The sequence below is a fragment of the Enterovirga sp. genome (genome assembly GCF_035325185.1).
Taxonomy (GTDB): domain Bacteria; phylum Pseudomonadota; class Alphaproteobacteria; order Rhizobiales; family Beijerinckiaceae; genus Enterovirga.
The window spans coordinates 1-10,075 of sequence record NZ_DAOLAJ010000113.1 but is presented as its reverse complement, the minus strand read 5'-3'; the positions used below and the strand labels follow the sequence as shown (position 1 = coordinate 10,075).

The 10,075-nt window shown below is 70.2% G+C and carries 12 protein-coding genes; 7 read left to right on the top strand and 5 right to left on the bottom strand.

All coding sequences use genetic code 11. The features are described from left to right. Positions 1 to 113: 113 nt before the first annotated feature. Together PKD06_RS16725 and PKD06_RS16720 are read right to left on the bottom strand one after the other, a co-directional pair. The gene (locus PKD06_RS16725; RefSeq protein ID WP_324382090.1) at positions 114 to 1,112 is read right to left on the bottom strand and encodes an NADPH:quinone oxidoreductase family protein; all 999 of its coding nucleotides are present in this window, start codon (positions 1,110 to 1,112) and stop codon (positions 114 to 116) included. Between the two features lie 19 nt (positions 1,113 to 1,131). Then, entirely contained in the window at positions 1,132 to 1,929 is a 798-nt protein-coding gene (locus PKD06_RS16720) for a crotonase/enoyl-CoA hydratase family protein (protein WP_324382088.1), read from the bottom strand. Positions 1,930 to 2,062: 133 nt separating this feature from the next. Between PKD06_RS16720 and PKD06_RS16715 the strand changes: the two genes are divergently transcribed. Both PKD06_RS16715 and gpmI read left to right on the top strand, forming a co-directional pair. Then, a complete protein-coding gene (locus tag PKD06_RS16715; RefSeq protein WP_324382086.1) occupies positions 2,063 to 3,295 on the top strand; it encodes an ABC transporter substrate-binding protein in 1,233 nt (410 codons plus the stop codon). Between the two features lie 96 nt (positions 3,296 to 3,391). Beyond that, positions 3,392 to 4,912, top strand: a complete 1,521-nt coding sequence (gpmI, locus tag PKD06_RS16710) for a 2,3-bisphosphoglycerate-independent phosphoglycerate mutase (protein WP_324382084.1) — start codon at positions 3,392 to 3,394, stop codon at positions 4,910 to 4,912. Positions 4,913 to 5,128: 216 nt separating this feature from the next. On the opposite strand, the gene PKD06_RS16705 is transcribed toward gpmI, so the two are convergent. Then, complete coding sequence (locus PKD06_RS16705) at positions 5,129 to 5,383, bottom strand: DUF2312 domain-containing protein (RefSeq protein ID WP_324382082.1); 255 nt, start codon at positions 5,381 to 5,383, stop codon at positions 5,129 to 5,131. A gap of 43 nt (positions 5,384 to 5,426) precedes the next feature. Beyond that, the gene (locus tag PKD06_RS16700; RefSeq protein WP_324382081.1) at positions 5,427 to 5,732 is read right to left on the bottom strand and encodes a DUF1244 domain-containing protein; all 306 of its coding nucleotides are present in this window, start codon (positions 5,730 to 5,732) and stop codon (positions 5,427 to 5,429) included. 136 nt (positions 5,733 to 5,868) lie between these two features. Here PKD06_RS16700 and PKD06_RS16695 point away from each other — a divergent pair, with 136 nt between their 5' ends. The 5 genes from PKD06_RS16695 (at position 5,869) to PKD06_RS16675 (ending at position 9,547) form a co-directional block, all read left to right on the top strand. Next, positions 5,869 to 6,795, top strand: coding sequence for a DMT family transporter (locus PKD06_RS16695; protein WP_324382078.1), 927 nt, complete (start codon positions 5,869 to 5,871; stop codon positions 6,793 to 6,795). Positions 6,796 to 6,893: 98 nt separating this feature from the next. After that, on the top strand, positions 6,894 to 7,454 hold the full coding sequence (locus PKD06_RS16690) for a DUF1036 domain-containing protein (RefSeq protein WP_324382076.1): 561 nt from the start codon (positions 6,894 to 6,896) through the stop codon (positions 7,452 to 7,454). A 42-nt stretch (positions 7,455 to 7,496) separates the two neighbouring features. Then, on the top strand, positions 7,497 to 7,904 hold the full coding sequence (locus PKD06_RS16685; protein ID WP_324382074.1) for a YeeE/YedE family protein: 408 nt from the start codon (positions 7,497 to 7,499) through the stop codon (positions 7,902 to 7,904). After that, the gene (locus PKD06_RS16680) at positions 7,901 to 8,341 is read left to right on the top strand and encodes a YeeE/YedE family protein (protein WP_324382072.1); all 441 of its coding nucleotides are present in this window, start codon (positions 7,901 to 7,903) and stop codon (positions 8,339 to 8,341) included. The genes PKD06_RS16685 and PKD06_RS16680 overlap by 4 nt, the downstream gene beginning before the upstream one ends. A 138-nt stretch (positions 8,342 to 8,479) precedes the next feature. Beyond that, positions 8,480 to 9,547 carry an NAD(P)-dependent alcohol dehydrogenase gene (locus tag PKD06_RS16675; RefSeq protein ID WP_324382070.1) on the top strand — a complete coding sequence of 356 codons (1,068 nt, stop codon included), beginning with the start codon at positions 8,480 to 8,482 and terminating at the stop codon, positions 9,545 to 9,547. 33 nt (positions 9,548 to 9,580) lie between these two features. On the opposite strand, the gene PKD06_RS16670 is transcribed toward PKD06_RS16675, so the two are convergent. Next, positions 9,581 to 10,075, bottom strand: a 495-nt coding sequence (locus tag PKD06_RS16670; protein ID WP_324382068.1) for an adenylate/guanylate cyclase domain-containing protein, incomplete at its 5' end; no start/stop codon positions are given.

Here is a 10,075-nt window from a genome sequence, read left to right as displayed (position 1 = left end):
GTTCATCCTCCACAAAAGACGCCGGGAGGCAAAAGCAGGCGCGTGAGGCAGCCCGCTTCCCTCGTGAGTCCGGCTCGCCGAGAGGCGAGTCGGAACGGCGGCGGCAGGCACCCTCAGGGCACGGTGACGATCACCTTCCCCGTCGCCCCGCGCGAGGCCAGGAGGGTGATGGCCTCGGGCGCGCGCTCGAGGGGAAAGCGGGCGGAGATCTCCGGCCGCACCTTTCCCTCCCCGTAGAGCCGGAGAAGATCGGCGATCGAGGCCCGGAACGCCTCCGGCTCGCGCGCCGCGAAATCGCCCCAGAAGACGCCGCAGATGTCGCAGCCCTTGAGCAGGGTGAGATTGAGCGGGATGCGCGGGATGCCGGCCGGAAACCCGACCACGAGATAGCGCCCGCGCCAGGCGATCGCCCGCAGAGCCGGCTCGGCATAGTCGCCGCCCACCGGATCGTAGACGACATCGGCGCCGCCCGGCCCGCAGGCGGCCTTGAAAGCGGCGGCGAGGGCCTTCTGGCCGTCCTTGTCGAAGGGGCCTGCGGGATAGACGAAGCCGTCGGCCGCGCCGTGTCGCTTCGCGACGGCGAGCTTCTCGGGGGTCGAGACGGCGGCGATCACCCGCGCGCCCAGCGCCGCCCCGATCTCGACGGCCGCGATGCCGACGCCTCCGGCCGCCCCCAGGACCAGCAGCGTCCCCCCCGCCCTCAGCCGCCCGCGGTCGGCGAGCGCATGATGCGAGGTGCCATAGGTCACCAGGAAGGCCGCCGCCTCATCGAAAGGCATGGCGTCCGGTATCCTCACGGTGCGCTCGGTCCCGGTGACGACCTTCTCGGCCATGCAGCCGTGCCCGGTCATCGACAGGACCCGGTCTCCGGCCGAGAACTCCTCCACCCCCGGCCCGACCGCATCGACGATGCCGGAGCATTCGAAGCCCGGCGAGAAGGGGCGCTGCGGCCTGAACTGGTACTTGTCCTGGATGATCAGGGAATCGGGGAAGTTCGCGCCGACCGCCTTCACCGCGATGCGGATCTCGCCCGGCCCCGGCACGGGCTCGGGGATGTCGGCGAAGCTCAGGGTTTCGGGGCCGCCGGGCTCCCGGCTGATGATCGCTTTCACTCTCTACCCTCGCTGGTGATCAGGGATCGAGGAAGACCGGGGCACGCTTCTCCAGGTTGGCGCGCGCCGCCTCCCTCTGATTCGGCGAGCCGATCAGGGCCGCCTGCTCCTCGGATTCGGCCAGAAGCTGCCGCGCGGCGAAAGCCTCGTCGGCATGGTTGAAGAGGCGCTTCGCGGCGCGGATCGCATGCGGGTTCCGGCCCGCGATCTCGCGCGCCGCGGCGAAGGCGGCCGCCCGGGGATCGGCGAGGGCGCGCGTCGCGAGGCCGAGGGCGGCGGCCTCCTCGCCGGAGACGATGCGGCCCGTATAGGCAAGCTCGCGGGCGACATCGCCGCGCACGAGATCGCGCAGCAGCAGGGTGCCGGCCATGTCCGGCACGATGCCCCAGCGGATTTCCATGATCGAGAGCCGCGTATCCGGGGCGACGTAGCGGATATCCGCCCCCAGCGCGATCTGGAGGCCGCCCCCGAAGGCCACGCCGTGCACGGCCGCGATGACGGGAACCGGCAGGCGCCGCCAGACCAGCGCAGCCTCCTGCGCCAGATTGGCGATGCCGTGCGTGCGGGCGAGCAGCCAGGACGGCGCGTCCTCCAGCGCCGCGAAGCTCGCGAGGTCGAGCCCGGCGCAGAACGCCTCGCCCTCCCCGGACAAGACCACCGCCCGCAGCCCCTTCGCGCCGGCCAGCTCGGCCCCGGTCCGGGCAAGGGCCGCGAACATCGCCGGATCGAGGGCGTTCATTTTGGCCGGACGGTCGAGGCGCAGGTCGGCGACGCCGTCCTGGATCCTCACCCGTACACGCTCGCCCGCCTCCGCCATCCCGCCTCCTTCGCGGCGTTGCGCCAGCCTCCGCGGCCCCTGTCAAGCGAGACGGCCACGAGACCATCCGCCCGTGGACATCGCGGGAGGGATGCGCATAGTCGCGAGACACGAAAATCATAATCGCGAGGAAATGCCCATGACGTTTCTCAGCCGCCGCACGGTCCTGGCCGGGACCTCCGCCCTGGCGGCCGTCCCCCTGATCCGGCCGGCCCGCGCGCAGGCCCCCATCATCAAGCTCGGCGTCCTCAACGACCAGTCGGGCGTCTATAGCGACGATACCGGCATGACCTCGGTGGCCTGCGTCCGCCAGGCGGTGGAGGATTTCAAGGCCGACGGCTTCACGGTGGAGGTGGTCTATGCCGACCACCAGAACAAGCCCGATATCGGCTCGAACATCGCCCGCCAATGGTTCGACCGCGAGGGCGTCGACGCCGTCATCGACGTGCCGACGAGTTCCGTCGCGCTCGCGGTCAACCAGATCTGCCGCGAGAAGAACAAGGTGCATCTCAATTCCGGCGCCGCGACGACGGACCTCACCGGCGCGCAATGCACGCCCAACACCGTGCACTGGACCTACGACACCTACATGCTCTCCAAGAGCACGGGCGGCGCGGTGGTGAAGTCGGGGGGCGACAGCTGGTACTTCATCACGGCCGACTACGCCTTCGGCCAGCAGCTCCAGCGCGACACCGCGAAGGTCGTCCAGGCGGCGGGCGGCAAGGTGCTCGGCTCGAGCGCCTATCCCTTCCCCGGCACCAGCGACTTCTCCTCCTTCCTCATCCAGGCCCAGGCGTCGGGCGCGAAGGTGCTGGGCCTCGCCAATTCCGGCGCGGACACCATCAACTGCATCAAGCAGGCGAACGAGTTCGGCCTCACCCAGACGATGAAGATCGCCGCGCTCCTGTTCTACAACAGCAACGTCCATGGGCTCGGCCAGGAAATGTCGCGCGGCATGGTCATGACGGAGAGCTTCTACTGGGACCTGAACGACCGCACCCGCGCCTTCATGAAGCGGCTGCTTTCGCAGAAGCCGGCACAATATCCCAACATGGTCCAGGCCGGCTGCTACGGCGCGACGCTCCACTACCTGAAGGCGGTGGCGAGCCTCGGGGCGGCCGCAGCCAAGGCGGACGGCCGGGCCGCCGTCGCCCGCATGAAGGAATTGCCGACCGACGACGACGCCTTCGGCAAGGGGCATATCCGGCAGGACGGGCGCAAGATCCATCCCTCCTTCCTGTTCGAGGCGAAGGCGCCGGGCGAGAACAAGGGCGAGTGGGACCTGCTCAACCTCGTCGCCACCACCCCCGCGGAGGAAGCCTTCCGCCCCGAAAGTGAGGGTGGCTGCCCGCTGGTGAAGAAATAGAACGGGATCCGGCGGGGCCCGCGTGACGGCAGCCTCTAGCCCCGCCGGCCAACATTTGCGAAGGAAGGCGTCTTCCGATCGCCCGAGGCTTTTCCTGTGCAGCATCAGCGTCCCGTCATGCTCGTGATTCTCGACGGTTTCGGCTGGCGTGAGGAGACGGCGGACAACGCCGTGGCGCTGGCCAGGAAGCCGGCCTTCGATGCCCTCTGGGCGAATTGCCCGCACGCCTTCCTGCGCACCAGCGGCAAGGATGCCGGCCTCCCGGAGGGGCAGGTGGGCAATTCCGAGGTCGGCCATCTCATTATCGGGGCCGGGCGCGTCGTGATGCAGGACCTGTCCCGGATCGGAGCGGCGATCCAGGACGGCAGCCTCGCCCGCGACGAGACGCTTCGGACTTTCATCAACAACCTGCGCTCGACCGGCGGCACCTGCCACCTCATGGGCCTCGTCTCGCCGGGCGGCGTGCATTCGCACCAGGACCACGCCGCGGCACTGGCGCGGATCGTGACGGAGGCCGGCGTCGCCGTCGCGGTCCATGCCTGGACGGACGGGCGCGACACCCTGCCCCGCTCGGGCGCGGAGGACCTGAAGCGCTTTGCGGCAGCCCTCCCCAGGACGGCCCGGATCGCGACCGTCTCCGGGCGCTACTACGCCATGGACCGGGACAATCGCTGGGAGCGCGTGTCTCGGGCCTATGCGGCCATGGCGGAGGGCGAGGGCGCGGCCTTTCCCGACGCGGCGGCGGTGATGGAGGCCTCCTATGCGGCCGGCGTGACGGACGAGTTCGTCGTCCCGGCCGTGCTCGGCGGCTATGGCGGCATGAAGGACGGGGACGGGCTCCTGTGCTTCAACTTCCGGGCCGACCGGATGCGCGAGATCCTCGCGGCCTTTCTCGACCCCGCCTTTTCGGGCTTCCCGCGCAAGCGGACGGTGCGCTTCATCTCCGTGCTCGGCATGACGGAATATTCCGAAGCGCTCGACAAGCTGATGAAGACGATCTTCCGACCGCAGAGCATGCGCAACATCCTCGGCGAGGTCGCGGCCAAGGCGGGGCGGACCCAGCTCCGCATGGCGGAGACGGAGAAATATCCGCACGTCACCTATTTCCTGAACGGCGGGGAGGAGAGGCCGTTTCCGGGCGAGGAGCGCATCATGGTGCCCTCGCCGAAGGTCGCGACCTACGACCTCCAGCCCGAGATGTCGGCGCCGGAACTGACGCAAAAGGCGGTCGAGGCGATCTCCTCGAAGAAATTCGACCTGATCGTGCTGAACTTCGCCAATCCCGACATGGTCGGGCATACGGGGAGCCTCGACGCCGCGACCAAGGCCGTCGAGGCCGCCGATGCCGGGCTCGGCCGCATCTGGGAGGCGGTGAAGGCACAGGGAGGCGCGCTCCTCGTCACGGCTGATCACGGCAACAGCGAACTGATGCGCGACCCCGGAACGGGCGGACCGCACACGGCCCACACCACCAATCCGGTGCCGGTCGTGCTGGCCGGCGTCGAGGGCGCGCGCCTGCATGACGGGCGCCTCGCGGACATCGCCCCGACCCTGCTCCAGCTCATGGGAATCGGCCAGCCCGCCGAGATGACGGGGCGCTCGCTGATCCGGGAATAGGCCGGGCCGGGTGGGGGGCGGCTCCGCCTGTCGCCTGGCCGGGCATTCGCGTCGACGCCCCCACCCCGGTCGGACGCTTCGCGTCCGCTCACCCTTCCCGCCGCTTCGCGGGGGGAGGGTTGGTGCGGCGAAAACCGCCATATGCGATAGCCCTGGGGATGATAGGGGGAGCTTCGAACGCCTCGCCTCCGCCAACCGAGCGATGGCGAGAGGCCCTCAGTTCATCCCGAGGGCCTGCATGTAGAGTTCGAGGATCGCCTCCTGCTCCTGGCGCTCGGCATGGTCCTGCTTGCGGATGCGCAGGATCTGGCGGACGGCCTTCGAATCGAAGCCCCGGCCCTTCAGCTCGGCGAAGACGTCCTTGATGTCTCCCGCGATCCCGGCCTTCTCCTCCTCGAGCCGCTCGATGCGCTCGATGAACTGCTTCAGCTCTTCGGCTGCAACGCCGGATTCGGCGATGTCGGCGACCATGGTCGGGGCTTTCTCGTGAAGATCGAAGGGGAGCGCCGCCCTCTTAATGCCCCGTCCCGGCCTTGTCGAACGCGGCGCGCTGCTCGGCGCTCGCCTCGGTCTGGTATCTCGCCTTCCACTCCTCGTAGGGCATGCCGTAGACATGCTCGCGGCTCGCCTCCCGCGGCAGGGGCAGGCCGCGCTCCGCCGCCGCCTCCTCGAGCCACTTCGCGAGGCAGTTGCGGCAGAAGCCGGCGAGATTCATGAGGTCGATATTCTGCACGTCCGTCCGCTCGCGCAGATGCGCGAGGAGACGGCGGAAGGCCGCAGCCTCGATCCCGATGCGCGCCGCCTCGTCGATATCCGCCATGCCGGTCCCCGTTCCGCCTCGGCCGGCCTTGCGCCGGACCAGCGCCATCATAGCGGGATGATCGGAACAAGTCCGGCCATGACGGGGCGTTCCCCTATCGGCCGCCGACGCCCGATGCTAGGGCGCGGCCTTCGCCATGGCCTCGCCCGAATCCTCTTCCCCCGCGGATCAATCCGGCGCGAGCCTGCTTGGGCCTCTCGCCGTGCTGGCGCTCGGCGCCTGTGCCATGGGCATCTCCCCGATCTTCGTGCGGCTCGCCTCGCCGGAAGTCGGCCCCTTCGCCTCCGCCTTCTGGCGCGTCGCACTGGCGCTGCCCGTCCTCTATGGCTGGGCCTATGCCGAGGGCCGGCGCGCCGCCCTGGCCGGGCCTGCCCGGAAGCCGGCGCTGCTCGCCGGGGCCGCCTTCGCGGGCGACCTCGTCTTCTGGCACCTGTCGATCATGGCGACGAGCGTCGCCAACGCCACCTTCTTCGCGACCACGGCTCCGGTCTTCGTGGTGCTGGCGACGTGGCTCGTCCTGCGGCAGCGCGTGGCCCGGCGGACCCTGGGCGGGCTCTCCCTCTGCCTCGCGGGCGGGGCGGCCCTGGTCGTCGAGAGCATGAATGTGGCGCCGGGGCGGCTCCTCGGCGATGCCTTCGGCCTCGTCACCGCGACCTTCTTCGCCACCTATCTCCTGTTCATGGCACGGGCGCGGGAACGGGGCGGGGCGGCGCAGATCACCTTCGTCTCCACGGCCGCGACGGCGGCCATCCTGCTCGTGGTCGCCCTGCTCTTCGACCGCGAGCGCTTCTGGGCTTCGCGGGCCGAGACATGGGCGGCCCTGGCCGGCCTCGCCTTCGTCAGCCAGGTCGCGGGACAAGGGCTGCTCGCGGTCGCGCTCGGCCGCCTGCCCGCGGTCTTCTCCTCGCTCGTGATCTTCCTTGAAGCGGTCTTCGCGGCTGCGGCGGGATGGATCGTGCTGGGCGAGGCGCTTTCAGCGGTTCAATATGCGGGCGGCGCGCTGATCTTCCTCGGCATCGCGCTCGCGCGGCCGAGACGGCAGGACAGGGAGGACCCAAGATGACCGAGGCCACCTCCCGGAGCATCCCGCCAACGATTCGACCACATTCCTCGCGAAGATCGGCGCTCTCGCCACGCCGGGCCCCACCCGAACCCCCGTCCATGAAAGCCGCATCATTCTGGTCGACCGAAGGAATCCGAGGCGGCCTCGCCGGGATCGGGGCCGCCGCGCTCCTGTCCTGCGCGACGCCCGCATCGGCGGATCTTCGCCTGTGCAACAACACCGACAGCCGCGTCGGCATCGCGCTCGGCTATCGGGACGCCAGCGGCTGGGTCACCGAGGGATGGTGGAACGTCAAGGCGCGGGGCTGCGAGACCCTGAAGTCGGGCGACCTCGTGGCCAAGTTCTATTATCTTTATGCGGTCGATTACGACCACGGCGGCGAATGGAACGGAAAGTCCTTCATGTGCACGAGCGAGCGCGAATTCACCATTCGCGGCGTGGAGGATTGCCTCGCCCGCGGCTATGACCGCTCGGGCTTCGTCGAGATCGACACGGGCGAGCAGAAGAGCTGGACGATCCAGCTCGCCGAGCCGGACCGCACCCCACCGGCCCCCGCCGGCCCCGCTGCAGGGAGTGCCGCCCCCGCCGGGAGTGCCCCCGCCGCAGGAAGCCCCTCCCCAGCGGGGAGCGCCACGCCCGCGGTTCCTCCCAAGGGCTGAGGCCCCGCCGCCGGGCTCCACGCCGCTTCAGGAAACAAGCTCATGACCGCCTATCTCCCGTCGCTCCTGGGGGGCATGATGCTCGGCGCCTCCGCCGTGCTCCTGCTCGTCCTCAACGGGCGGATCGCCGGCATCAGCGGCATCGTCGGCCGCCTCCTCGGCGGCACCCATCCGGCGGCCAACGGCGTCTTCGTCGCCGGGCTCGCCTCGGGCCCCTTCCTCTACAGGGCGGCCTTCGGAAGCTTTCCCTCCGTGACCGTCGCGGCCTCCTGGCCCCTCGTGCTGGCTTGCGGCCTGCTCGTCGGCATCGGCACGCGCATGGGCTCCGGCTGCACCTCAGGCCACGGCATCGTCGGGCTGGCGCGCTTCTCGAAACGCTCGCTCGTGGCGACGGCCACCTTCCTCGCCGCAGGAATCGCGGCGGCGACGGCCATGGAACTGCTCCGGTGACCGGGATGTCCCTCGCGCGCCTCGCCGTCGCCCTCCTGGCCGGCGCCCTGTTCGGCTTCGGCCTGTCGCTGTCGGGAATGGCCGATCCTGCGCGCGTCCTCGGCTTCCTTAACCTCGCCGGTCCCCACTGGGATCCGAGCCTGGCCTTCGTGCTTGGCGGGGCGCTGATCGTCGCCCTGCCCGGCCTCGCGCTCCAGCGCCGGATGGCGCGGCCGGTTCTCGACCGGGACTTCCACCTCCCGGACACGAAAGCCGTCGACGGCCGCCTCGTCGCCGGCTCGGCTTTGTTCGGCCTCGGCTGGGGGCTCGCCGGCTTCTGTCCGGGGCCGGCGGTCTCGCTCGTCGCGACCGGGCTGCCCTCCGTCCTGCTGTTCGTGGCCGCGATGGCGGCAGGCATGATCCTGCACGACCGCATTCTCGCCCAAAGACCGTCCTGACCGGCGCGGCTTGCGTTGCATCAATGCGCCGGCCTGCATTCGCGGCAGGCTGAGGCGTATCTGATCGAGGATTCGCAAGTGGCCATGACATCGACGCATCCCGCCGGCCCCTCGCCGGCATCGAAGCCGAGGCGGCCCATGATGTGCGCCGCCGTGTTCGTGGAGCCCGGCCGCATCGAGCTTCAGGACAAGCCGATCCCGGAAGTGGGGCCTCTCGATGCGCTGCTGCGCATCACCACCACGACGATCTGCGGTACGGACATCCACATCCTCAAGGGCGAGTATCCGGTGGCGCGCGGGCTCACCATCGGCCACGAGCCGGTGGGCGTGATCGAGAAGCTCGGCTCGGAGGTGAGGGGCTTCGCCGAGGGACAGCGCGTCGTCGCCGGCGCGATCACGCCCTCGGGGCACAGCGCCGCCTGCCTCTGCGGCTGCGCCTCGCAGGACGGCGCCTATGAGCGCCACGGCTTCAAGGCCATGGGAGGCTGGCGCTTCGGCAACACGATCGACGGGGCGCAGGCCGAATACCTGCTCGTTCCCGACGCCATGGTCAATCTCGCGCCCGTGCCCGCCGCGCTCACGGACGAGCAGGTCCTGATGTGCCCCGACATCATGTCGACCGGCTTCTCCGGGGCCGAAAGCGGCCGGGTCAGGATCGGCGATTGCGTCGCGGTCTTCGCGCAGGGGCCGATCGGGCTCTGCGCCACGGCGGGCGCGCGCCTCATGGGGGCGACGCGGATCATCGCGGTGGAGAGCATCCCCGAGCGGCAGGAGATGGCGCGCCGCCTCGGCGCGGACGAGGTTGTCGATTTCTCGAAAGGCGACCCGGTCGACGAGATCCTGCGGCTCACCGACGGGCGCGGCGTCGACGTGGCGATCGAGGCGCTCGGCCGGCAGGAGACCTTCGCGGGCGCTCTGCGCGCGCTGCGCCCGGGCGGGACACTGTCCTCGCTCGGCGTCTATTCGAGCGACCTGACGATTCCGCTCGGCGCCTTCGCGGCCGGCCTCGGCGACCATCGCATCGTCACCACGCTCTGCCCCGGCGGAAAGGAGCGCATGCGCCGCCTGATGGACACCATCGCCTCGGGCCGGGTGGACCTGGGCGGGCTGGTCACGCATCGCTTCCCGCTGGCGCGCATCAAGGACGCCTACGAGCTGTTCGGGCAGCAGCGCGACGGGGTCCTCAAGGTCGCGATCACGCCCTGAGAGACCTTCCCGAGGGCGGCTCGCCGCCCTTGGTCATTCGTGCTCCCAGCGCCGGGCGAGGCGATACATGCGGTGCTCGCCGTAATCCTTGTGAAGCGGCAGGACGCCGACATATTCGCATTCGAAAGCCCGCGCTCCCGCCGCGGCGAGCACGGCGGCGAAAGGCTCGGTGACGTAGACGTCGCCCGGCGGCACGATGGGCTCGACCCGCGCGGCCCGCGACACCTGCGTGCCGAAATAGGCGGGCATGCGGCAGACGGGATCCCAGCCGCGGAAGACCGGGCCGTGATGCAGCCCGATCCGCAGCACCGGGCTGCGCGGATGATCGGCGCGCAACTCGGCCGCGCGCTCCTGCATGGAGAGCGCAAGCTCGGCGGCCGTCTCGCTGGTATCCAGGACGCAGAAGATCGCATCGCCCCAGGTATTGCGATAGAGGACCCCCTCCCCCGCCGCATCGAGCGTGCGGGCCATCTCGGTCATGAAGCGGGTCCAGAAGCCCGGCAGCTCCGATTCGGACAGCTTCGAGAA

Bases quoted from the DNA above. Each gene is read 5' to 3' on its own strand.
- PKD06_RS16720 (WP_324382088.1), bottom strand. From the start codon at position 1,929: ATGGCGGAGGCGGGCGAGCGTGTACGGGTGAGGATCCAGGACGGCGTC.
- PKD06_RS16715 (WP_324382086.1), top strand. From the start codon at position 2,063: ATGCCCATGACGTTTCTCAGCCGCCGCACGGTCCTGGCCGGGACCTCC.
- PKD06_RS16705 (WP_324382082.1), bottom strand. From the start codon at position 5,383: ATGGTCGCCGACATCGCCGAATCCGGCGTTGCAGCCGAAGAGCTGAAG.
- PKD06_RS16700 (WP_324382081.1), bottom strand. From the start codon at position 5,732: ATGGCGGATATCGACGAGGCGGCGCGCATCGGGATCGAGGCTGCGGCC.
- PKD06_RS16695 (WP_324382078.1), top strand. From the start codon at position 5,869: ATGGCCTCGCCCGAATCCTCTTCCCCCGCGGATCAATCCGGCGCGAGC.
- PKD06_RS16690 (WP_324382076.1), top strand. From the start codon at position 6,894: ATGAAAGCCGCATCATTCTGGTCGACCGAAGGAATCCGAGGCGGCCTC.
- PKD06_RS16685 (WP_324382074.1), top strand. From the start codon at position 7,497: ATGACCGCCTATCTCCCGTCGCTCCTGGGGGGCATGATGCTCGGCGCC.
- PKD06_RS16675 (WP_324382070.1), top strand. From the start codon at position 8,480: ATGATGTGCGCCGCCGTGTTCGTGGAGCCCGGCCGCATCGAGCTTCAG.